This window comes from Vibrio sp. CK2-1 (assembly GCF_021726515.1).
Lineage (GTDB): Bacteria > Pseudomonadota > Gammaproteobacteria > Enterobacterales > Vibrionaceae > Vibrio.
In genome coordinates this window covers 58,041-81,931 of the sequence record NZ_JAKKCJ010000008.1, presented here as the reverse complement: position 1 = coordinate 81,931, position 23,891 = coordinate 58,041, and the positions used below count along the sequence as shown (strand labels likewise).

25 protein-coding genes are annotated in these 23,891 nt (G+C 42.5%); 24 read left to right on the top strand and 1 reads right to left on the bottom strand.

The features are described 5' to 3' along the window. Positions 1-38 precede the first annotated feature (38 nt). The 6 genes from L3V25_RS15685 (at position 39) to secF (ending at position 6,614) form a co-directional block, all read left to right on the top strand. Entirely contained in the window at positions 39-944 is a 906-nt protein-coding gene (locus L3V25_RS15685) for a hydrogen peroxide-inducible genes activator (protein ID WP_237296392.1), read from the top strand. Between the two features lie 93 nt (positions 945-1,037). Continuing rightward, positions 1,038-2,090 (top strand): tRNA preQ1(34) S-adenosylmethionine ribosyltransferase-isomerase QueA, encoded by a 1,053-nt coding sequence (queA, locus tag L3V25_RS15680; protein WP_237296391.1) that lies wholly within the window; start codon positions 1,038-1,040, stop codon positions 2,088-2,090. Positions 2,091-2,177: 87 nt separating this feature from the next. Further along, the gene (gene tgt, locus L3V25_RS15675; protein WP_237296390.1) at positions 2,178-3,329 is read left to right on the top strand and encodes a tRNA guanosine(34) transglycosylase Tgt; all 1,152 of its coding nucleotides are present in this window, start codon (positions 2,178-2,180) and stop codon (positions 3,327-3,329) included. 102 nt (positions 3,330-3,431) lie between these two features. Further along, entirely contained in the window at positions 3,432-3,764 is a 333-nt protein-coding gene (yajC, locus tag L3V25_RS15670; protein WP_027696760.1) for a preprotein translocase subunit YajC, read from the top strand. Between the two features lie 39 nt (positions 3,765-3,803). Continuing rightward, positions 3,804-5,654, top strand: coding sequence for a protein translocase subunit SecD (gene secD / locus L3V25_RS15665; protein ID WP_346656340.1), 1,851 nt, complete (start codon positions 3,804-3,806; stop codon positions 5,652-5,654). A 9-nt stretch (positions 5,655-5,663) separates the two neighbouring features. Then, positions 5,664-6,614 carry a protein translocase subunit SecF gene (gene secF / locus L3V25_RS15660; RefSeq protein ID WP_237296389.1) on the top strand — a complete coding sequence of 317 codons (951 nt, stop codon included), beginning with the start codon at positions 5,664-5,666 and terminating at the stop codon, positions 6,612-6,614. Positions 6,615-6,806: 192 nt separating this feature from the next. Here the strand turns inward: secF and suhB are convergent, their stop codons facing one another. Beyond that, entirely contained in the window at positions 6,807-7,610 is an 804-nt protein-coding gene (gene suhB, locus L3V25_RS15655) for an inositol-1-monophosphatase (RefSeq protein ID WP_237296388.1), read from the bottom strand. A gap of 175 nt (positions 7,611-7,785) precedes the next feature. Here suhB and trmJ point away from each other — a divergent pair, with 175 nt between their 5' ends. From trmJ to bamB, 18 genes are all read left to right on the top strand, one after another. Then, the gene (gene trmJ / locus L3V25_RS15650) at positions 7,786-8,517 is read left to right on the top strand and encodes a tRNA (cytosine(32)/uridine(32)-2'-O)-methyltransferase TrmJ (RefSeq protein ID WP_237296414.1); all 732 of its coding nucleotides are present in this window, start codon (positions 7,786-7,788) and stop codon (positions 8,515-8,517) included. Between the two features lie 101 nt (positions 8,518-8,618). Next, positions 8,619-9,143, top strand: a complete 525-nt coding sequence (gene iscR / locus L3V25_RS15645) for a Fe-S cluster assembly transcriptional regulator IscR (protein ID WP_237296387.1) — start codon at positions 8,619-8,621, stop codon at positions 9,141-9,143. A gap of 33 nt (positions 9,144-9,176) precedes the next feature. Then, a complete protein-coding gene (locus L3V25_RS15640; protein WP_237296386.1) occupies positions 9,177-10,391 on the top strand; it encodes an IscS subfamily cysteine desulfurase in 1,215 nt (404 codons plus the stop codon). 33 nt (positions 10,392-10,424) lie between these two features. After that, the gene (iscU, locus tag L3V25_RS15635; RefSeq protein WP_089123499.1) at positions 10,425-10,808 is read left to right on the top strand and encodes a Fe-S cluster assembly scaffold IscU; all 384 of its coding nucleotides are present in this window, start codon (positions 10,425-10,427) and stop codon (positions 10,806-10,808) included. A 93-nt stretch (positions 10,809-10,901) separates the two neighbouring features. Beyond that, entirely contained in the window at positions 10,902-11,225 is a 324-nt protein-coding gene (iscA, locus tag L3V25_RS15630) for an iron-sulfur cluster assembly protein IscA (protein WP_089123498.1), read from the top strand. A 111-nt stretch (positions 11,226-11,336) separates the two neighbouring features. Continuing rightward, positions 11,337-11,852: a co-chaperone HscB gene (gene hscB, locus L3V25_RS15625; RefSeq protein WP_237296385.1), complete on the top strand. Its 516-nt coding sequence runs from the start codon at positions 11,337-11,339 to the stop codon at positions 11,850-11,852. Between the two features lie 61 nt (positions 11,853-11,913). Beyond that, entirely contained in the window at positions 11,914-13,764 is a 1,851-nt protein-coding gene (gene hscA / locus L3V25_RS15620) for a Fe-S protein assembly chaperone HscA (RefSeq protein WP_237296384.1), read from the top strand. Between the two features lie 96 nt (positions 13,765-13,860). Beyond that, the gene (fdx, locus tag L3V25_RS15615; protein WP_089123495.1) at positions 13,861-14,199 is read left to right on the top strand and encodes an ISC system 2Fe-2S type ferredoxin; all 339 of its coding nucleotides are present in this window, start codon (positions 13,861-13,863) and stop codon (positions 14,197-14,199) included. Between the two features lie 28 nt (positions 14,200-14,227). After that, positions 14,228-14,425, top strand: a complete 198-nt coding sequence (gene iscX, locus L3V25_RS15610) for a Fe-S cluster assembly protein IscX (RefSeq protein ID WP_089123494.1) — start codon at positions 14,228-14,230, stop codon at positions 14,423-14,425. A gap of 310 nt (positions 14,426-14,735) precedes the next feature. After that, a complete protein-coding gene (pepB, locus tag L3V25_RS15605; RefSeq protein ID WP_237296383.1) occupies positions 14,736-16,031 on the top strand; it encodes an aminopeptidase PepB in 1,296 nt (431 codons plus the stop codon). 95 nt (positions 16,032-16,126) lie between these two features. After that, complete coding sequence (ndk, locus tag L3V25_RS15600; protein ID WP_237296382.1) at positions 16,127-16,552, top strand: nucleoside-diphosphate kinase; 426 nt, start codon at positions 16,127-16,129, stop codon at positions 16,550-16,552. A gap of 167 nt (positions 16,553-16,719) precedes the next feature. Then, the gene (locus L3V25_RS15595) at positions 16,720-17,838 is read left to right on the top strand and encodes a bifunctional tRNA (adenosine(37)-C2)-methyltransferase TrmG/ribosomal RNA large subunit methyltransferase RlmN (protein WP_237296381.1); all 1,119 of its coding nucleotides are present in this window, start codon (positions 16,720-16,722) and stop codon (positions 17,836-17,838) included. 56 nt (positions 17,839-17,894) lie between these two features. Next, positions 17,895-18,647 (top strand): type IV pilus biogenesis/stability protein PilW, encoded by a 753-nt coding sequence (pilW, locus tag L3V25_RS15590; RefSeq protein ID WP_237296413.1) that lies wholly within the window; start codon positions 17,895-17,897, stop codon positions 18,645-18,647. After that, positions 18,637-19,614, top strand: a complete 978-nt coding sequence (gene rodZ / locus L3V25_RS15585) for a cytoskeleton protein RodZ (protein WP_237296380.1) — start codon at positions 18,637-18,639, stop codon at positions 19,612-19,614. Before pilW ends, rodZ begins: the two co-directional genes overlap by 11 nt. Positions 19,615-19,621: 7 nt before the next feature. Continuing rightward, positions 19,622-20,743, top strand: a complete 1,122-nt coding sequence (gene ispG, locus L3V25_RS15580; protein WP_237296379.1) for a flavodoxin-dependent (E)-4-hydroxy-3-methylbut-2-enyl-diphosphate synthase — start codon at positions 19,622-19,624, stop codon at positions 20,741-20,743. A 30-nt stretch (positions 20,744-20,773) separates the two neighbouring features. Continuing rightward, complete coding sequence (hisS, locus tag L3V25_RS15575; protein WP_237296378.1) at positions 20,774-22,042, top strand: histidine--tRNA ligase; 1,269 nt, start codon at positions 20,774-20,776, stop codon at positions 22,040-22,042. A gap of 35 nt (positions 22,043-22,077) precedes the next feature. Continuing rightward, a complete protein-coding gene (locus L3V25_RS15570) occupies positions 22,078-22,695 on the top strand; it encodes a tetratricopeptide repeat protein (RefSeq protein ID WP_237296377.1) in 618 nt (205 codons plus the stop codon). A gap of 12 nt (positions 22,696-22,707) precedes the next feature. After that, on the top strand, positions 22,708-23,874 hold the full coding sequence (gene bamB / locus L3V25_RS15565) for an outer membrane protein assembly factor BamB (protein WP_237296376.1): 1,167 nt from the start codon (positions 22,708-22,710) through the stop codon (positions 23,872-23,874). Positions 23,875-23,891 lie beyond the last annotated feature (17 nt).

Sequence of the window (23,891 nt, the reverse complement as noted above, 5' to 3'; positions counted from 1 at the left end):
CACAGCATGATTTCACCACTACTTCATCGAAATTTAATATGACTAAATGGCCAAGTTTAAAACAGCTACATTATCTCGTGACGCTTTATGAAACGCGTCACTTTAGCGAGGCAGCAGAGCGCTGTTTTGTTAGCCAATCGACCTTGAGTAAAGGTATTCAAAATTTAGAGTCCTTAATTGGTTGCCCACTTTACGAAAAAAAAGACAAAAAGAGCCCGCTGGTTTTTACTTTGGCAGGTAAGCAAGTGGTGAAGCAAGGACGGGAACTTTTAGCCAAAAGCCAAGATCTCCTTGAATTAGGCTCGTTGTGTCAGGGCAATACTATGCAAGGCCAATTAAGAGTTGGCTGTATTCCTACCATTGCGCCGTTTTTACTGGGTGATTTGGTACAAGAAGTGAATCAACGCTTTCCGCAACTGACTTTATTGTTGCGTGAAGATACCACGACCAATTTATTAAAAGCTTTGCGTAATGGTGATTTGGATGTGTTGATCTTGGCGATGCCGGTAGAAATTGACGGAATGGAATGTCGAATTGTTGGCCAAGATCCATTTCGTATGATCATCAGCCGAGAGCAAGTTGGTTCGCTCCGTATTCCCCTGCGTTATGATGACCTGCCGGATGAATCGGTGTTCTTGCTTGAAAATGAGCACTGCTTAACCGAGCACGCGGTGTCGGCATGTAAATTAACTAAGAAAGAAAAAATTAATCCATTCTCCGCCACCAGTTTGCATACCTTAGTGCAAATGGTCGCTAATGGGTTAGGCACGACTTTTATTCCTCAAATGGCGATTGACCACGGTTTAGTGGATAACCAAAACATTGTTGTGATTGAGCCGCCGGGGAAAAGTGCTCACCGTCAAATTGGTTTGATTTGGCGACCAAGCTCGAATCGTACGGCGACCTTTGAAACATTAGCTAATGTAGTAGAAGGTTTACTTTGATTCAAAGCCCATCAGTCCTTATACTAGCGCCAGATTTTTACACCGCTAATATCCAAATTGAATAATTGTTTAGCCTTAAAAAAGTGACCCTTCATGCAAGTATCTGATTTTGACTTCGAACTACCCGATGAGCTGATCGCTCGTTACCCTCAACCACAGCGCACTGCAAGTCGACTATTACAGTTAGATGGCAATAGTGGTGATCTAACGGATGGGAAGTTTACCGATGTGTTGGATCTCGTTCAGCCGGGTGACTTAGTGGTATTCAATAATACTCGCGTTATTCCTGCTCGTGTGTTTGGACGTAAAGAGTCAGGCGGTAAAATTGAAGTATTAGTCGAGCGTGTATTGGATGAACATTCGATTCTTGCTCATGTGCGTGCGTCAAAATCGCCTAAGCCAGGCAATGCACTATTTTTAGGTGAAAATGACGAATATCAAGCCACTATGGTTGCACGTCATGATGCGTTATTTGAGATTCATTTTGAGCATGAAAAAGGCGTGTTCGATATTCTGAATGAAATCGGCCACATGCCACTTCCGCCTTATATTGATCGCCCAGATGAAGATACCGATAAAGAGCGTTATCAGACCGTCTATAATCAAAAGCCAGGTGCGGTTGCTGCGCCAACTGCTGGATTGCATTTTGATAATGAACTTTTAGAGAAAATTAAAGCCAAAGGTGCCGAGTTTGCGTATGTGACTTTGCATGTTGGCGCGGGGACTTTTCAGCCAGTTCGTGTCGATGATATTAACGATCACCACATGCATTCTGAATATGTGGAAGTGCCACAAGATGTGGTTGATGCCATTAACGCAACCAAAGCTCGTGGTGGGCGAATTGTTGCCGTGGGTACCACATCCGTTCGTTCGTTAGAAAGTGCCGCGCAAGATGCCAAGCAAAAAGGCACCGAGCTTGTACCATTTTTTGGTGATACAGAAATTTTCATCTACCCAGGTTATGAATATCAATTAGTCGATGTACTGATCACTAATTTCCATTTGCCTGAGTCGACCCTAATTATGTTAGTGAGCGCTTTTGCTGGCTATGAGCATGTGATGAACGCTTATCAACATGCTGTAAATAAAGAATATCGCTTCTTCAGTTATGGCGATGCGATGTTTGTTACAAAGCGAGACTCGTAAGCTCGAATCTCGTTACTCGATATACGAGGCTCGATAGACGAGCCTCGATTTTTCGTTGGACTGTTTATCCGACATTTTGGAGGCTTCGTGAAATACGAACTAATTAAAAAAGACGGCGTTGCTCGTCGTGGACGCTTAACCTTTAAGCGCGGATCGGTTGAAACCCCTGCATTTATGCCGGTGGGTACTTATGGCACCGTTAAAGGTATGACGCCAGAAGAAGTGAAAGATACTGGCGCAGAAATTTTGCTGGGTAATACTTTCCACCTATGGCTTCGTCCTGGTCAAGAGGTCATGAAATTACATGGTGACTTGCATGACTTTATGAACTGGCAAGGCCCTATCTTGACCGACTCAGGCGGCTTCCAAGTATTTAGCTTAGGTAAAATGCGCAAAATCACCGAAGAAGGTGTGCACTTCCGTAATCCTGTGAATGGCGATCGCATTTTCATGGACGCAGAAAAGTCGATGGAAATTCAAAAAGATCTTGGCTCTGACATCGTAATGATTTTCGATGAATGTACGCCATATCCTGCGACCCATGAAGAAGCGCGTAAGTCGATGGAAATGTCATTACGTTGGGCGCAACGTAGTCGTGACCATTTCGATAAGCTTGAAAACCCAAATTCTCTATTCGGAATTGTTCAAGGTGGCGTGTACGGTGATTTACGTGACGTTTCAGTGAAAGGCTTAACGGAAATTGGCTTTGATGGTTACGCGGTGGGTGGTCTTGCGGTTGGTGAACCGAAAGAAGATATGCACCACATGTTAGAGCACACTTGCCCACAACTACCGGAAGACAAACCTCGTTACTTAATGGGAGTTGGCAAACCGGAAGATTTAGTTGAAGGTGTACGTCGTGGTATTGATATGTTCGACTGTGTGATGCCAACTCGAAATGCGCGTAACGGGCATCTGTTTGTAACAGGTGGCGTAGTTAAGATTCGTAATGCGTCACATAAAACGGATACATCACCGCTTGATCCACACTGTGATTGTTACACTTGTAAGAATTATTCGAAATCCTACTTACATCATCTTGATCGTTGTAACGAGATTTTAGGTGCGCGTTTAAACACCATTCATAATCTTCGTTATTATCAACGTTTAATGGCAAGCATCCGCCTTGCAATTGATGAAGATCGTTTCGAAGAATTTGTACAAGAGTTCTACGCTCGTCGTGATCGAGAAGTACCACCATTACAAAAAGAACTACGAATGAGTGATTCATCACAATAACATCGTATTTTAAATGGGTTAAGCTGCTCTTTGCCTTGAAAAAAGTAGAGAGCACCCCAATCTAAAAACAAATTATCAAAATCAGAAAAAGGAAATGTTTTAATGAGCTTATTTATTTCAGAAGCACACGCTGCAAGTGCTGGCCCAGCTGGCGGTGGTATGGAAATGTTCATCATGCTTGGTATGTTTGCGTTGATCTTCTATTTCATGATCTACCGCCCTCAAGCAAAACGAGTAAAAGAGCATAAAAACCTAATGGCTGCGATGTCAAAAGGTGATGAAGTGATTACTGGTGGTGGCCTTGTAGGTAAAATCGTTAAGATTTCTGACGATAACGACTACATCCTACTAGCTTTAAATGAAAACAATGAAGTAACAATCAAGAAAGATTTCGTTACGGCTGTGCTACCTAAGGGTACACTTAAATCTCTTTAATTATAGTTAGTTAGCTATAAAAGCTAAAGGATACCCGCTGTGCTAAACCGTTACCCGTTATGGAAGTATCTGATGGTGGCTACTGTCATCTTAATCAGCGCGCTCTATGCCCTTCCAAATATTTACGGTGAAGATCCTGCGGTACAAGTCACTGGGGCGCGCGGCGCCTCAGTTGACATGTCTACACTGGATTCTATTAATACCGTATTAAAAGAAAACGATCTTGAAACCCAATCTGTTGCATTAGAAGACGGTTCTGTTCTTATTCGTTTTAAAGATACTGATTCTCAAATCAGTGCTCGCGATGTAATCAACCAATCAATGGGTAAAGATTATATTGTTGCTTTAAACCTTGCCCCTGCGACACCGAGTTGGCTTGATTCAATCGGTGCAACCCCAATGAAGCTTGGCCTTGATTTACGTGGTGGTGTTCACTTCTTGATGGAAGTGGATATGGACGCTGCGATGGAAAAACTCGTTGGCCAACAAGAAGAATCTTTCCGTAGTGATCTTCGTGATGAACGTATTCGCTACCGTGCTATTCGACCTTCAGGTAAAGACGCTGTTGAAGTAGTTCTACGTAATGAAGAACAACTTGAACAAGCGAAAAGCATTCTTTCCGATAAGCATCGCGATATGGTGTTTACTGAAGGTAAAAACAACGCATTGATCGCCAAGTTTAATGAAGCTCGCTTACTTGAAATTCGTAACTACGCGGTTGAGCAAAATATTACGATTTTACGTAACCGTGTTAATGAACTAGGTGTTGCAGAGCCACTTGTTCAACGTCAAGGTGCAAGCCGCATCGTAGTTGAATTACCAGGTGTTCAAGACACTGCGCGTGCTAAAGAAATCCTTGGTGCTACAGCAACGCTTGAATTCCGTCAGGTTGATGATAAAGCTGATTTAGCTGCCGCTGCCGCAGGTCGTGTACCACCGGGAAGTGAAGTTAAATTTGATAAAGATGGCCGTCCGGCAGTACTGAAAAAGCGTGTAATTCTTGGTGGTTCAAGTATTACGGATGCAAGTTCTAGTACCGATGAATATGGTCGCCCTCAAGTAAATATTTCTCTTGATAGCGAAGGCGGCAATAAAATGGCTGACTTCTCGAAGAAAAATATTGGCAAGTTAATGGCGACAGTCTTTACCGAATATAAAGACAGCGGTAAACGTACGCCAGAAGGTAAAGTGGTATTGGCTAAACACGAAGAAGTGATTAACCAAGCAACCATTCAATCGGCTCTAGGTCGTAGCTTCCGTATTACTGGTATTGATTCAGCGGCAGAAGCACATAACTTGGCACTACTATTACGTGCTGGTGCTTTGATTGCGCCTATTTCAATTGTAGAAGAACGCACCATTGGTCCATCAATGGGGCAGCAAAACATTGATAAAGGTATTCAAGCTTGTGTTTGGGGTATGGTGGCAGTAATGCTATTTACTCTGATCTATTACCGTCGATTTGGCTTTATTGCCAATATGGCCTTAATGGCTAACCTAGTGTTAATTATTGGTGTTATGTCGTTGATCCCAGGGGCAACAATGACCCTACCGGGTATTGCCGGTATCGTATTAACGGTTGGTATGGCAGTGGATGCTAACGTTCTTATCTTTGAGCGGATACGTGAAGAGCTAAAAGAAGGGCGTAGTCCTCAACAAGCGATTCACCAAGGTTATGCCAATGCCTTTAGTACCATTGCAGATGCCAACATCACCACGCTTATCACCGCAATTATTCTATTTGCAGTGGGTACAGGTGCGATTAAAGGCTTTGCGGTTACTCTGTCTATCGGTATTTTAACGTCTATGTTTACGGCTATCATCGGCACCCGTTGTGTGGTTAACCTGATGTATGGCGGCAAGCGTAATATCAAGAAATTGTCGATCTAAGGAAGAGTCATGTTTCAAATATTGAAAGCTAACAAAGCGATCGACTTTATGCGTTGGTCTAAGTTTGCCTTTGTGTTCTCTGGCCTAATGATCGCTGCATCTTTGTTTACCATTTCAGCTAAATGGTTTAACTGGGGGCTAGATTTTACCGGTGGTACTTTGATTGAGGTGTCATTTGAGCACCCAGCCAACCTACCTGTATTACGTGAAGCGCTAGCCAAAGATGGCTTTGCTGATGCTACTGTACAAAACTTTGGCTCTGCGCATGATGTGATGGTGCGTATGCGCCCACGTGAAGGTGCAAAAGGTGAAGTCATTGGTAACCAAGTCCTTGAGTCATTAAAACAAGGTACGGGTGATCAAGTAACCCTTAAGCGTATTGAATTCGTTGGACCTAACGTTGGCGATGAGTTAGCCGAAGCGGGTGGTTTAGCGATTCTGATTTCGCTTCTTTGTATCTTAATGTATGTATCGATGCGTTTTGAGTGGCGTTTGTCTGCTGGTGCGGTATTAGCACTAGCGCACGATGTAACCATTACACTTGGTATCTTCTCATTACTACAAATTGAGATTGATTTGACCATCGTAGCAGCACTATTGACGGTAGTCGGTTACTCACTCAACGATACCATCGTAGTATTTGACCGCATCCGTGAGAACTTCCGTAAGATGCGTAATGGTCTACCGGGCGATATCATGAACCATTCAATCACTCAGACATTGAGCCGTACTTTGATTACCTCTGGTACAACTTTGTTTGTGGTTATTGCTTTGTTCACTCAAGGTGGGGCGAATATTCACGGTTTTGCACTAGCATTATTGCTTGGTATTACCGTAGGTACTTACTCGTCAATTTATGTGGCTTCTGCATTAGCATTGAAACTAGGCTTAACACGTGAGCACTTGATGCCAACACAAGTTGAGAAAGAAGGCGCTGACCAAGAGTCAATGATCCCTTAATCGGATATCAGTTCAAAACAAAGGCTTTGAGTTTTTCGCTCAAAGCCTTTTTTATTAGCTTGCTTCTAGCGGAGAAAGTGCTCTATTACCTCGAGCAACGAGCAACGAGCAACGAGCAACGAGCCGCACAAACAAAAACGCCCGCTGAGAAACTCAGCGGGCGTTTGTTTTACTCTACTATGAAAGGATGAATTACTTCATCATACCTTCGTTAGAATGTTCACGAACGTGTTTTAGGATGTGTTTCACACCACGTGCGCTTGAAGCGACTATGTTACCAGAAGCTAGGTAGTTAGTACCGCCAGCGAAATCAGTCAAGATAGCACCTGCTTCACGAGCGATAAGTTCACCAGCTGCGATATCCCAAGGTTTCAAACCTAGTTCAAAGTAACCATCAACACGGCCAGACGCTAAGTAACATAAATCTAGGGCTGCAGAACCAGTACGACGGAAGTCTGAACATTCTGAGAATAAGCCACCAACGATTTTTACGAAGCTTTCTGCGTGTTGTTTTTGTTTAAATGGGAAGCCAGTAGCAAGAATAGCGCCATTCAAATCTTTAATAGGATTAATACGTAGACGAGCGTTGTTTAACTGTGCGCCAGAACCACGTTGAGCGGTAAATAGCTCATTACGAATTGGATCGTAAACACAAGCAACTTCAGTTTTACCGCGCATACGCACAGCAATTGAAACTGAGAAGTGAGGGAAACCTTTTACAAAGTTATTAGTGCCATCCAGTGGGTCAATGATCCATTGAACATCAGTATCTCTACCTTCGATAGAACCGCCTTCTTCACCTACGATGCAGTGATCAGGGTAAGACTTCTTGATGGTATCGATAATCAGTTGTTCTGCTTCTTTGTCGACGTTTGTGACAAAGTCGTTCTGACCTTTTTGAGTAGATTCAATCTTGTCAGTATTTTCTAATGATTTTGCAATATGGTTGCCAGCCATTCGTGCAGCACGAATAGCGATATTTAGCATAGGATGCATATAATTTTCCCAACGGATGTTAAAGAACGAAAAAGCGGCGTGCAGTATACCAGAGTTTATCTAAATAGAAAGCGTCTATTTTTTGTTCACTCGTAAATTGTCTCGATTAAGGTAGCATTTATTTGGCTTGGAGTATGATATTATGCGGCTAATTTTCACTATGACGAAGACTGCAATGTTAGACAACGTAAAAGTAATTTTAGTCGGCACCTCACATTCTGGGAATATAGGTTCTGCGGCAAGAGCAATGAAGGTGATGGGGCTAACCGAATTAGTGTTAGTTGCACCACAGTGTCAAGTTGATGAACAGACACTTTCTTTAGCATCAGGCGCTGGTGATGTGGCGGAAAATGCCCGCATTGTAGAAACCTTAGATGAAGCGGTGTCAGACTGTGCATTAGTGGTTGGGTCAAGTGCTCGTTCTCGTACGCTTGAATGGCCAATGCTTGAACCTCGCGAGTGTGGTGAAAAATTTATTCAAGAAGCTGAAAAAGGTAAAGTCGCTTTAGTGTTTGGCCGTGAAAGAACCGGGCTAACCAATGAAGAGCTACAAAAGTGTCATTATCATGTTTGTATTCCGGCAAACCCTGAATATAGCTCGCTTAATTTAGCGATGGCAGTACAAACTTTAAGCTATGAGATCCGCATGGCTTGGCTTAACAAGCAAGCAGGGCAGTATCCAGAACCTGTCGCTGAAGAGTACCCAAGGCATAAAGAATTAGAATTATTTTATCAGCACCTTGAAAACACCATCTTGAAGACCCAATTTATCTCTAAAGATAAACCAAATTTGGTGATGAATAAATTACGTCGCTTGTTTAGTCGAGCTCGTCCTGAGGTTCAAGAATTAAACATGCTACGAGGCATTCTAACCTCGATTGAAAAGTCTATTCCTGAGAAAAAATAGCCACTTATGAATACTTGACTAAAATGGTCAAATAAATACTTGACCATTTTAGTATGGTATGGAATTATAGTCCCCACATACTTACTGTGGGTACGGTGCATATGAGACTTACATCAAAAGGAAGATACGCGGTAACAGCAATGTTGGATGTAGCTTTACATTCAAATCAAGGACCTGTGCCGTTAGCGGATATTTCAGAACGCCAAGGGATTTCACTATCTTACTTGGAACAACTTTTTTCACGACTACGTAAAGCCGGCTTAGTGGCAAGCGTACGTGGTCCAGGTGGTGGTTACCGTCTTGGTATCGAAGCGGATCAGATCGCGGTCGGTACTGTGATTTCAGCCGTTGATGAATCGGTTGATGCAACAAAATGTCAAGGTAAAGGCGATTGCCAAGGTGGCGTACGCTGCTTAACTCATACCCTGTGGCATGATTTAAGTGCTCGCATTAGTGAGTTCTTAGATGGTATTACGCTTGGTGAGCTTATGATGAACAATGAAGTTCTTGATATCTCCGAGCGCCAGAATATTGAACTAATAGTGAATAACAGCTTTGGTAATAACAATTACGCTTCAGAAAAGAATGATAAAGCGGACACTGTTGGTATGAATGCTCACCTTTAACGTGAGCGAAAAGTTTTCACATTGGAGTAAAGAATGAAACTGCCTATTTATTTTGACTATTCAGCGACATGTCCGGTTGACCAACGTGTGGCGGAAAAAATGGTTCAATTTATGACGATGGATGGCACCTTTGGTAACCCTGCATCGCGTTCTCACCGATTTGGTTGGCAGGCAGAAGAAGCAGTTGATCATGCTCGTGAGCAAATTGCAGACATCTTAAATGCAGACCCACGTGAAATTGTATTTACTTCTGGTGCTACAGAATCAGATAACCTTGCAATTAAAGGTGCCGCGCACTTTTATGGTAAGCAAGGCAAACATATCATCACTTGTAAAACTGAACATAAAGCTGTGCTAGACCCATGTCGTCAGCTAGAGCGTGAAGGTTATGAAGTGACTTATCTTGAGCCGGAAAGCACTGGCTTAATTGATATTGAGAAGTTTAAAGCAGCACTACGTGAAGATACGGTTTTAGTTTCTATTATGCACGTCAACAATGAAATCGGTGTTATTCAAGATATCGAAGCGATTGGTGAATTATGTCGTGCAAACAAAACGATTTTTCATGTCGATGCAGCGCAATCAGCAGGTAAACTACCTATTGATACCAAAGCATTAAAAGTGGATTTAATCTCTTTATCAGCACATAAAATTTATGGTCCTAAAGGTATTGGCGCACTTTATGTTCGTCGTAAACCACGCATTCGTTTAGAAGCACAAATGCACGGTGGTGGTCATGAGCGTGGTTTCCGTTCTGGTACTTTAGCGACTCATCAAATTGTTGGTATGGGTGAAGCTTTTGCGGTTGCTAAACAAGATATGCAAAAAGATTACGACCATGCATTAGCACTGCGTAATCGCTTGTTAGACGGCATCAAAGATATGGAAGCTGTGACAATTAATGGCGATCTTGAGCAGCGTCTACCAAACAACTTAAATGTAAGTTTTGCATTTGTTGAAGGTGAATCATTATTGATGGCACTGAAAGATCTTGCGGTATCTTCGGGTTCTGCATGTACATCTGCCAGCCTTGAGCCTTCGTACGTACTACGTGCACTAGGGCTAGATGATGAATTAGCACACAGCTCGGTTCGTTTCTCTTTTGGTCGTTTTACGACTGAAGAAGAAATTGACTATGCCGTTAAACAAATTCGTGTAGCAGTAGACAAACTCCGTGACATGTCACCATTATGGGACATGTACAAAGAAGGGATTGATTTGAACACCGTTGAGTGGGCTCATCATTAATCTCAAGGAAGTCGAGGATTCGAGGTAAACATTATGGCGTATAGCGAAAAAGTAATTGAACATTATGAGAACCCACGTAACGTCGGTTCTTTTGATAAAGAAGATCCTTCTATCGGTAGCGGTATGGTAGGTGCTCCAGCTTGTGGTGACGTAATGAAACTGCAAATTAAAGTATCGCCAGAAGGCATTATCGAAGATGCGAAATTTAAAACCTATGGTTGTGGTTCTGCCATTGCATCAAGCTCATTGGTAACCGAGTGGGTTAAAGGCAAAAGCCTAGATGAAGCGGCTTCAATTAAAAACGCTGAAATCGCAGAAGAATTGGCATTGCCACCAGTAAAAGTTCACTGTTCAATTCTTGCAGAAGATGCAATTAAAGCGGCAGTGTCGGATTATAAAAAGAAACATCAGCAATAATGTAAAATCAGGGGAAGGGCTTTCCTTTCCCTGTTTTACGTAGGCATCTTTTTAATTTTTTACCCTATTTATTGATATACACAAGGTTGCAGTATGGCCATCACCATGACAGACGCGGCAGCAAATCGCGTAAGAACATTCTTGGAAAACCGAGGCAAGGGCATTGGTCTTCGTTTAGGTGTAAGAACCACTGGGTGTTCAGGTATGGCTTATGTTTTAGAGTTTGTTGATCAGCTTAATGAAGAAGATCAAACTTTTGAACATGATGGGGTAAAGATTATTATTGATCCTAAAAGTTTAGTTTACCTCGATGGCACCGAACTTGATTTCGTCAAAGAGGGGCTAAATGAAGGCTTTCAATTTAATAACCCTAATGTGAAAGGTGAATGTGGTTGTGGTGAAAGCTTCAACGTATAATCCTTCATGATAGGTACGATGGCACTCTAATTAGGGTGCCATTGCCATTTTAAGACGCCAGTGATGTGTGAATACCATGTGACTGGCTAGCATTAGGCACGAGTTATTACTATGAACCATTTTGAATTATTTGGCTTACCGAATCAGTTTGAGTTAGATAATAATACGTTGTCAGAAACGTTCCGTGATCTGCAACGTCGCTTTCATCCAGATAAGTTTGCCTCTGCTTCTGAACGAGATCGATTAATGGCTGTGCAGAAAGCAGCAGAAATTAACGATGCCTATCAAACCTTAAAGTCTCCTATTTCTCGAGCAGAATATATCCTTGCTCTACAAGGTGTTGATATTCGTGCTGAACAGCAGACAATGAGTGATCCAATGTTCTTAATGGAACAGATGGAATTGCGAGAAGAAATTGAAACTATCGCTCAATCTGATGAGCCAGAAAGTGCTTTATTGGATTTTGATAGTAAAGTTCAAAAAATGTATCAGCAGCAACTCGTACAATTAAAAGCACAGCTTGAAAGTGAGCAGTGGGATAGTGCTGCGGATGGCGTTCGAAAGCTTAAATTTGTTAATAAATTAAGATATGAAATCGAGCAACTTGAAGATAAGTTGCTTGGCTAAAGCTTTAGAGTTAAAGCTCGTTTAATCTCTATTAGCCAATATAGAAAGGATAGTTCCGAATATGCTACTTCAAATTGCAGAACCTGGTCAAAGTGCCGCACCACATGAGCATAAGTTCGCCGTAGGGATTGATTTAGGTACTACCAACTCTCTTGTTGCCGCAGTAAGAAGTGGCTCATGCACTCCTTTGGTTGATGAAAACCAAAAAGCGATTTTGCCTTCAGTAGTTCATTATTCTCAAGATGGTGTGTCAGTCGGCGCACAGGCAAAACAAAAAGCGCAACAAGATCCAAAAAATACCATTAGTTCAGTGAAACGTCTTATTGGTCGTTCACTTGATGATGTTCAATCTCGTTATGCTGATCTACCTTATCAATTTCAAGCCAGTGACAACGGTCTACCACTTATTCAAGTGCCTACGGGCTTAGTCAATCCTATTCAGGTTTCGAGTGAAATTTTAAAAAGCTTAGTTGAGCGAGCGGAAAGCACTCTAGCCCATGAGATCGAAGGCGTTGTGATCACCGTTCCTGCTTATTTTGATGATGCTCAGCGCGCGGGTACTAAAGATGCTGCCGAATTAGCCGGATTGAAAGTACTCCGTTTATTAAACGAACCAACTGCCGCGGCAATAGCTTATGGCTTAGATTCAGGCCAAGAAGGTGTGATCGCGGTTTATGACCTAGGTGGTGGTACTTTTGATATTTCACTATTACGTCTATCAAAAGGCGTATTTGAAGTATTGGCTACAGGCGGTGACTCTGCACTAGGTGGTGATGACTTTGATGATCTTTTATTAGGTTATTTTAAGCAGCAAGTTGGTCAGCTTGATAAATTAAGTGCCGAGCAGCACCGAGTGTTATTGGATGCGGCAACTCAAGCCAAAATCGGTTTGTCAGATAATGAACAAGTTAGCGTTGAAGTGCTAGGTCAAACCATCACATTAACTCGTGAGCAATTTAATGACATTATTCAGCCACTAGTTAAAAAAACCTTACTATCGTGTCGTCGCGCATTAAAAGATGCCGATGTTACCGCGGAAGAGGTCAGTGAAGTCGTGATGGTAGGCGGTTCAACTCGTACTCCACTTGTACGTACTATGGTTGGTGAGTTTTTCGGCCGTACACCTCTGACTAGCATTAACCCAGATGAAGTTGTGGCAATTGGTGCTGGTATTCAAGCGGATATCCTAGTCGGTAATAAACCCGATTCAGACATGCTGCTATTGGATGTGATCCCGCTTTCCCTTGGTATCGAAACCATGGGCGGCTTGGTTGAGAAAATCATTCCACGTAATACCACTATCCCTGTCGCTAAAGCGCAAGAGTTCACCACATTCAAAGATGGTCAAACCGCTATGCTGGTTCACGTCGCGCAAGGTGAACGTGAAATGGTTGATGATTGTCGTTCATTAGCTCGTTTTACTCTTAACGGTATTCCGCCAATGAAAGCGGGGGCTGCGCATATCCGTGTGACTTATCAAGTTGATGCTGACGGATTGCTTTCAGTGACGGCAATGGAAAAGAGTACTGGCGTACAAGCCGATATTCAGGTGAAACCTTCTTACGGCTTAAGTGATACTGAAATCGCCGACATGCTGAGATCTTCAATGACTCATGCTAAAGAAGATATGCAAGCTCGTGCGTTAGCGGAACAGAAAGTTGAAGCTGACCGAGTGATAGAAGGTCTACTTGTCGCCTTGCAAGAAAATGGTGAAGAGCTACTAAGTAAAGAAGAATACTTAGCACTAGAAGATTCAGTAAGAACCTTGATCCAACTACGTAATGGCCAAGACGCGGATGCGATTGAGCAAGGAATTAAAGATACTGACAAAGCAAGCCAAGACTTTGCATCGCGTCGAATGGATGTATCAATTCGCGCGGCATTAGCCGGACAGTCAGTCGATAATATTTAATGAATGGATACTGGTTAAAAGTACTTAACCAGTTGCATAGACAATATATTATGAGTAAAGAAAACTTATAATAACTCTATTGAAGTAGGATGGATTATGCCTAAGATTGTTGTATTACCTCACGAAGATTTATGCCCAGAAGGTGCTGTATTAGAAGCACAAACAGGAGAATCTGTATTAGATGTCGCATTGAAAAATGGCATTGGTATTGAGCATGCTTGTGAAAAATCATGTGCCTGTACAACTTGTCACATTGTGATTCGTGAAGGCTTTGATTCATTAGAAGAAAGTGAAGAATTAGAAGATGATATGCTAGATAAAGCATGGGGTCTGGAGCCAGAATCTCGTTTAGGCTGTCAGGCGAAAGTCGCAGATCAAGATTTGGTGGTTGAAATCCCTCGCTATACCATCAACTTAGCATCGGAAAATCATTAATAATATCTGGTAGAGCAAGGAGTAGCACATGGGATTAAAATGGACGGATTCACAAGATATTGCCATTGAACTCGCGGATAAATTTCCAGATCTCGATCCTCAAACGGTACGTTTTACGGATATGCACCAATGGATCACTGAGCTCGAAGATTTTGATGACGAGCCAAATCGTTCTAATGAGAAAATCTTAGAAGCTATTTTGCTTTGTTGGTTAGATGAAATTTAACGCTAGATAACATATTAGATTTTCATTTATAGAAAGCCTCTTCGGAGGCTTTTATTTTGCCTGAAGGTTTTCTTAGAGGAAAACTGACTGGATTTTCAGCAAAGAAAGGTCAAAGTCACAAGTTCTCACGGCTATTATGATACTTGTGATGAATCGCATTATGATATAGCTTAGCTTTAAATCTAATTTATATACCCAAGTAATTTCAAGATGCGAGCTTATAGAGCAAATTTTGCGCTCGTTATCTTCTCAAATAATGACAGCCTATTTGGTTTTAAGGGCTCCCCAGACATTTAGGTAAGGAGTAAAAATGTCAACACAACTATCAGTGAGTATTACTCGTGAAGCGGCTCCATCTCAATGGGGTGAAAAGGCACTACTTTCTTTTTCTGCCGAGGGTGCGATTGTTCACTTACCATCAGCATCTGATTTTGATTCGGCGCAACGTGCAGCACGCAAACTCGACTCACAAGGCATTAAACATGTTGAGCTAACCGGTGAAGATTGGGATTTGGAAATGATCTGGGCTTTCGTTCAAGGTTTCCGTTCTTCTAAAAAAGGCAACACCGTTACTTGGCCGCAGTTAGATAACGAAGCGCAATTAGAGTTAGAAGCACGCATTAAGGTGACGGATTGGGTTCGTGACATTATTAATAAAAGTGCCGAAGAAGTGGCGCCTCGTCAATTAGCCACGATGGCGGGCGAATTTATTAAATCTTTAGCCCCAGAAGGCAGTGTTAGCTACAAGATTGTAAAAGATAAAGATCTACTCACCGAAGGCTGGGAAGGGATCTATGCGGTAGGTCGCGGCTCTGAGCGTACCTCTGCGATGTTACAACTCGACTTTAACCCAACCGGTGATGCTGATGCGCCTGTCTATGCGTGTTTGGTCGGTAAAGGGATCACGTTTGACTCAGGTGGCTACAGTATTAAACCATCAGGTTTTATGGATTCAATGAAAGCGGATATGGGCGGCTCTGGTACTATTACTGGTGGACTAGCATTAGCCATCGCTCGTGGTCTGAATAAGCGTGTAAAACTGATCTTATGCTGCGCGGAGAATATGATTTCTGGCCGAGCATTAAAACTAGGCGACATCATTACCTATAAAAATGGCAAGACCGTTGAAGTAATGAATACTGATGCGGAAGGTCGACTAGTACTAGCCGATGGCTTAATGTACGCCAGTGAGCAAAAACCAAAACTGATTATTGATTGTGCCACTTTAACGGGTGCTGCCAAAAATGCTTTAGGTAATGATTACCATGCTCTCCTTACTTTCGACAGCAAGCTAGCACAGAAAGCGCTAAAAAGTGCGGAACAGGAATCAGAAGGCTTGTGGCAATTACCGTTAGCTGACTTCCATCGCAATATGCTGCCATCAAACTTTGCTGATATGTCGAATATCTCGTCAGCGGCGTATAGCCCAGGCGCAAGTACAGCGGCAGCCTTTTTGTCTTACTTTGTCGAAGATTATAAAAAAGGCTGGTTACATTTTGATTGTGCCGGTACTTACCGTAAATCATCAAGTGATAAGTGGTCAGCTGGAGCGACAGGGATGGGTGTCCGAACATTAGCTAGAATTTTAATTGATCAAGCAAAATAGCAGCGCAATATAAAAATAATCACAACATAAAGCTTTGAGGGAGTGATTTTCTCCCTCTTGCTAACAATGATAAAAATAAGACCAAAGGATTTTATATGGCTTTAGAAAGAACATTTTCAATCATCAAGCCTGATGCAGTTGAACGTAACTTGATTGGTGCTATTTATCAAAGAATGGAAAAAGCTGGACTGTCTATCGTTGCGGCTAAAATGGTGCATTTAACTGCAGAGCAAGCGAGTGGTTTTTATGCTGAGCATGAAGGCAAACCGTTTTTTGAGCCGTTAAAAGAATTTATGACATCTGGACCTATTATGGTGCAAGTATTGGAAGGTGAAAATGCCATTGCTCGTTACCGTGAACTAATGGGAAAAACCAACCCAGAAGAAGCGGCTTGTGGCACTTTACGCGCAGATTATGCGCTTAGCATGCGTCATAATTCGGTTCATGGCTCGGATAGCCCAGAATCGGCAGCGCGTGAAATCGAATACTTCTTCCCTCAATCAGAAATTTGTCCACGATAATTACAGTTTTATTCAGATAGATAGAATTCCACTATACTTAAAGAGACCTGATATAAGGTCTCTTTTTTATGTGCGATTTAATCGGTAAGGCTGAACAAACCTTGTTGTGAGTGTATAAACCCTGTACAATTCGCGCCCTTATTTATCGTTCCATTAGTGAGAAAACCATGACCATGACAAAAGTAAATCTGCTGGATTTTGACCGTAAAGGTTTGCGCCAGTTTTTTACCGAAGAGCTGAATGAAAAGGCATTTCGTGCCGATCAGATCATGAAATGGATCTACCATTTTGGTTGTGATGATTTCTCACAAATGAGTAATATCAATAAAGCCCTTAAAGCCAAGCTAGAAGCGCGTTGTGAAATTCGTGCTCCTTATGTATCTGAGGCTCAGCATTCCACTGATGGCACCATAAAATGGGCTATGCGTGTTGGCGATCAAGATGTTGAGACGGTTTACATTCCTGATGGCGATCGCGCGACCTTATGTGTGTCATCTCAAGTTGGTTGTGCACTGGCTTGTACTTTCTGCTCAACGGCGCAACAAGGCTTTAACCGCAACTTAAAAGTGTCAGAAATTGTTGGCCAAATCTGGCGTGCATCACGTGAAATTGGTTTAGAGAAAGTCACTGGCCGTCGCCCGATTACCAACGTAGTAATGATGGGAATGGGTGAGCCGCTACTGAACATGAAAAACTTGATGCCATCACTTGAGATCATGCTTGATGACCTTGGTTTTGGGTTATCTAAACGTCGTGTGACGGTTTCAACCTCAGGTGTAGTTTCTGGCCTTGACCAAATGACTGGCAACATCGATGTGGCATTGGCGATCTCATTGCATGCGCCTAATGATGAGCTGCGTAGTCAGATTATGCCAATTAACGACCGCTGGGATATTCAAGATTTCTTAGAATCAGTTCGTCGTTATATTGCCACTTCAAATGCCAACCGCGGCAAAGTGACGATTGAGTATGTTTTACTCGATCACGTTAATGATGATATGGAACATGCTAGGCAGCTCGCAGAGTTGCTAAAAGATACCCCTGCAAAAATTAATTTAATTCCATTTAACCCTTATCCTGGGTCACCATACAAGAAGCCGAGTAATTCTCGCATTGATCGTTTTATGAAAACTTTAATGCAATACGACTACACGGTGACGGTACGTAAAACTCGTGGTGATGATATTGATGCGGCATGTGGTCAGCTTGTCGGAGATGTGATCGACCGAACAAAACGTACAAAGCAGAAGCAGCAAGGGGAACCTATTCCTGTAAAAGCCGTCTGATAAGTATAGATGGCATTGGTTCCCACTCCTGAATTAGGTGGAATCCAATGTTTTCTATAAAAAAGTTAGTTTTTACTTTAGTAGTTAGTTTCTTAGTTGGTTGTGTTACAGTGACCGATAAGCCAAATACTGCTAAATTTGATAATATAAAAGCGTCGGAAGCGAGAATCTCATTAGGTTTGGGATACTTGGAAGAAGGCAATATGGTGAAAGCTCGAGAAAACCTTGAGATGGCAGTCAAATATGCGCCATCTTATTATCGAGCTTTGAATTCGGTAGCGTATTATTATCAACGAGTTGGCGAATACGAATTAGCTGAAGAGGCTTATGAAGATGCATTGGATAGTTCTCCTAAAAATGGGGATGTCTTAAATAACTACGGTGCATTTTTATGTCGACAAGGCGAGTATGAAAAAGCGGATGAATATTTTAACCGCGCGATAGAGCAACCTTATTATTACTTAGTCGCAGCCAGTTATGAAAATGCTGGTTTATGTGCCCTAAAAAGTGGTGATAAGGAGAAGGCAAGGAATTATTTTTCTCGTGCTCTTGATCATGATCCCAGCAGGTCTCAGTCGTTATTACAATTGGCTGAGTTGGAAATCGAAAAGGACGAGTTTTCCAATGCAAGGGTTCGACTATTAAAGTTTAATAAGAGATATGGGTACCGTCCAGTTAGCTTAGGCTTGTTAATAGAACTAGAAAACAAAGCCAATAATCCTGAGCTAGTGTCTAAATATGGCAACATACTTAAGACTAAATACCCAGACTCTGTCCAATATCAGAAGTACAGGCAGAATGAGTACTGAAAATAACGAGTTAGAGACAAAATCAGACAATCACAAAATCCTTCCTGGTGAAATGTTACGCCAAAGAAGAGAAGAGTTAGGATTAACTCAGAAGGACATTTCTGAACGTTTACGCCTAAAAATATCTGTGATTGAAAATATCGAAAGTAATCATTTCGATAGCCATCATGTAGCCACATTTATTCGTGGCTATTTTCGATCTTACGCTAAGGCCGTTGGCATTAAAGAGAAAGATATCCTTGCTGCTCTAGAAGAGTCAGGAAGAGGGCAGCATAAAGAGCAGCCTATGCATAGCTTTTCTCAAAAAACCAAGAAACAACAACATGATAACCGTATCATGCGTTTAACTTGGGGGATCTTAGTGATCATCATCGGGATCTCATCAGTATGGTGGTGGCAGAATCACCAACTCGATACCTTATCCCCGTCGTCTTTGTCTTCTCAACAAGAAAGCGCAGTGATCGAATCTGAACAGGTAGAAGACGCCCCACAAACTTTTGTTTCAGAAGAACCTACTTCTGAAGAAGAGACGATAGCTGAATTTTCAACGCCATCAGAGCAAGACTCTACAGCGACAGACGATAATCAGCCTGAAGTCGTTACCCAATCAGAAGCGCTAGAAACAGAACAAGCTTCATCGGACGAAAATGCAGTTGAATCTTCAGACACAGTGGAATCAGCCCAAGCTGAAAGCCAAGATGCCACTCAAGATTCAGAGCAACAAAAAACGGATAATGCGCTAGCAATGCACTTTAAAGATGATTGCTGGATACAAGTAAAAGATAGCTCAGGCTCAGTACTTGCGACTGGACTGAAAAAAGCCGGTGAATCTTTAACCTTAACGGGTAAAGCACCTTACTCTATTATTTTAGGCGCTCCTGAAGGGGTGTCTATTTCGTTAGCCGAAGAACCTGTTGATCTTTCTAAGTATACTCCAGGTAAAGTGGCCCGATTGACATTACCGTAGAATTATTATGCAACACGAATCTCCTATTAAACGACGCAAGTCGACCCGTATTTATGTTGGTAACGTGCCAGTTGGCGACGGTGCACCGATAGCTGTTCAGTCAATGACGAACACTCGTACTACTGATGTGGAAGCAACCGTCGCGCAAATTAAAGCACTTGAAAAAGTGGGCGCCGATATTGTTCGCGTATCGGTACCAACCATGGATGCAGCCGAAGCCTTTAAGCTGATTAAACAACAAGTGAATGTTCCTCTTGTAGCGGACATCCACTTTGATTATCGCATCGCGTTAAAAGTAGCGGAATATGGCGTGGATTGTTTACGAATCAACCCAGGTAATATTGGCAACGAAGAACGTATTCGTGCGGTTGTTGACTGTGCTCGTGATAAAAACATTCCAATTCGAATTGGTGTTAATGGCGGCTCTTTAGAAAAAGAAATCCAACAAAAATATGGTGAACCGACTGCGGAAGCATTAGTAGAGTCTGCAATGCGCCATGTAGATATTCTTGACCGCCTTAACTTTGATCAGTTTAAAGTCAGTGTGAAAGCTTCTGATGTATTTCTAGCCGTTGATTCTTATCGCTTACTGGCGAAACAAATTGATCAACCATTGCACCTAGGGATCACCGAAGCGGGTGGCGCTCGTGCAGGCTCTGTTAAATCAGCGGTTGGCCTAGGTATGCTGCTAGCGGAAGGTATCGGCGATACATTACGTATTTCTCTAGCCGCTAATCCTGTTGAAGAAATTAAAGTTGGCTTCGATATATTGAAGTCACTGCGTATTCGTTCTCGCGGCATCAACTTCATTGCATGTCCAACCTGTTCTCGTCAAGAATTTGACGTCATTGGTACGGTGAATGCGCTAGAAGAACGTTTAGAAGACATCATCACTCCAATGGATGTCTCTATTATCGGTTGTGTGGTTAATGGCCCAGGTGAAGCTGAAGTTTCGCACATGGGCATCGCTGGCGGTAATAAGAAAAGTGCGTTTTATGAAGATGGTAAACGTCAGAAAGAGCGCTTTGATAATGATAATGTTATCGATCAACTAGAAGCGAAAATTCGCGCCAAAGCATCCATGTTAGATAGCAATAACCGTATTGATATCAGCCACATCGATAAATAATCACCTATACGAATATAAACGGTAAAGACTGTGAGTAAAACAATTCAAGCAATTCGAGGCATGAACGATTGCCTTCCGACACAATCTCCACTTTGGCATAAAGTTGAAGACGCCGTGAAGCGTGTCGTTAGCTCTTATGGATACAATGAGATCCGTATGCCAATCGTTGAGATGACGAACCTATTCAAGCGTGCGATTGGTGAAGTTACCGACGTGGTTGAAAAGGAAATGTACACCTTTGAAGACCGTAATGGCGATAGCTTAACTCTGCGCCCTGAAGGGACTGCGGGTTGTGTGCGTGCTGGAATTGAAAATGGTTTGATTTATAACCAAGAGCAACGTCTGTGGTACATGGGACCAATGTTCCGCCATGAACGTCCACAAAAAGGTCGTTATCGCCAATTCCACCAAGTCGGTGTTGAAGTGTTTGGTTTGCAAGGACCGGATGTTGATGCGGAATTGATCATGATGACGGCACGTCTATGGCGTGAGTTGGGGATCGATAAGCACGTTCGCCTTGAATTGAACTCGATTGGTTCTTTAGAAGCGCGTCAACACTACCGTAGTGTCTTGATTGAATTTTTAGAGCAGCATATTGATGTACTGGACGAAGACTGCAAACGTCGCATGTATACCAATCCTCTACGTGTATTGGATACTAAAAATCCTGAGATCCAAGCGATTTTAGTCGATGCACCTCAACTAGCAGATTACCTTGATGATGATTCAAAAGCCCACTTTGCTGGCCTATGTGAATTACTCGATGCTGCGGGCATTGAATATCAAGTCAATCAACGTTTAGTTCGTGGTTTAGATTACTACAATAAGACCGTTTTTGAGTGGATCACCGAAAGCCTAGGCTCACAAGGTACCGTTTGTGGTGGTGGTCGTTATGATGGTCTAGTTGAACAGCTTGGTGGTAAACCTGCTCCAGCAGTAGGCTTTGCGATGGGGCTTGAGCGCTTAGTATTAATGCTAGAAACCTTAGAACTTAATGACACTCGTAAATCGGTTGACGTTTACTTAGTGACAGCAGGCGAAGGTACTTTAGTTAATGGTATGAAGCTTGCTGAACAATTACGTGAATCAGTACCGGGACTTCGTCTTATGACTCACTTTGGTGGCGGTAACTTTAAGAAGCAATTCAAACGTGCGGATAAAGTAGGCGCAACCCTTGCACTGGTATTGGGTGAAAATGAAGTGGCCGAGCAAACGGTTGTGGTTAAAGACCTTGCTGGTGGTGAACAACAAACCATGTCGCAAGCCGATGTTGCTGCTCATTTAGCTAACATTATTTAATTTATATTGAGTCGATTTATTTAAGAGGACAGGACGTGAGTATCTACGACGCTGATGAAGAACAACAAGTAGAAGCAATTAAAGATTGGTGGCATGCGAACGGTAAAGCCGTGATTATCGGTGTTGTTGTTGGTATCGGCGGCATTTTGGGATGGCGTTATTATCAAGACACCCAAACAACGGTACAAGAAACTGCATCACATGGCTATACGGCTATCGTTTCGAATATTGAAGCGAAAGGCATTGATGCTGCTGCATCAGCGCAAGAGTTCATTGATAATAACGATAAAACGGCTTATGCGGTTTTAACAGCATTACAACTAGCAAAAGTACAAATCGATGCGGATAAGCTTGATGATGCACTTACTCAGTTGAAATGGGCTCAAGCTAATACTAAAGATGAAACCTTAACGCCAATTATCGCTTACCGCACTGCACGCGTACTTGCAGCACAAGGTGAGTATGATAATGCGATTAAAACAGTTTCAGATGTAAAATCAGAAGCTTGGAAGGCGAGAAACCAAGAGCTTATGGGTGATATTTACCTACTGAAAGGTGATAAAGACGCCGCAGTGAAAGCCTATACTCAAGCTCAACAAGATGGTTCAACCAATCAAGCGCTGCAAATTAAACTTGATGATCTTGCAAAGTAAGGGATGTCTTGCATGAAAAAAATGTTCAACCGTAGCTTAGCGATTTCAGCTATTACACTTGGTCTACTCGGCTGTTCTAGCGAAGAAGATACAATTGTGATGGCTCCGCTACCAGTCGTAAATAGCCAATTTACTCCGACAACAGAGTGGAGTGCTTCTATCGGTGATGGGGTTGGACATTATTTTTCAAAACTTTCTCCAGTGTATGCTTACGACAAAGTGTTTGTTGCAAGCCGAGATGGTGAAGTTAAAGCATTGGATCCTGAAACTGGAAATACGCTCTGGGAACAAGATTTATCTGAAGACGGTCCAGCTCGTTTATCCGGAGGCTTAACCGCCTCTTATGACAAGTTGTATATCGGTACTGAAAATGGCGAAGCATTTGCTCTGTCGGTAGAAGATGGTTCTATTGTTTGGCAGCAGAAAGTCGATGGTGAGATCTTAGCAAAGCCACTAGCTGATGAAAGCCTAGTGATGTTGCATACCAGTAAAGGCTCTCTGATTGCTTTAAAACAAGACTCTGGTGAGCAAGTTTGGGATATCAGTAATGAAGTGCCTAACTTAACCTTACGTGGTGATAGCTCTCCGGTTTCTATTTCTGGTGGTGTGTTTTGGGGGATGGCAAATGGCCGTCTTGCTGCAGCATTGATTCAACGTGGTCAGTTATTGTGGCAACAACCGATTGGTACGCCAAAAGGCTCAACAGAAATTGATCGTCTCGTCGATGTTGATGCTAGTCCGTTAATTATTGGCGCTAACCTATACGCGGTTGGGGTTAATGGCCAGTTGGTCGCGATTGATTTACGTTCAGGTGCACCAATGTGGAAGCGTACTTATTCTTCTGCAACCGACCTTGCAACCGACGGCAGCCGTATTTTTGTGGTGACTGATAAAGATCATATTTCGGCAGTAGATATCCGTAGTGGTACTGAGATTTGGAGTAATGAATCTCTAGAGTATCGTCAGTTAACAGCACCTGTGATGATTGGTGATTACCTCGTGGTGGCAGATGGCGAAGGTTACCTACATTGGCTAGATAGAACCTCTGGCAAGTTTGTCGCTCAACAGTTAATTGATGATGAAGGTATCGCGACCGCGCCAATTGAAACCGATGATGGCTTTATCATCATTGATCGTGATGGCGGTATAAAGAAAATGCAGATCCCTGAAGGATCGTGATATAATCTGCGCCCCTG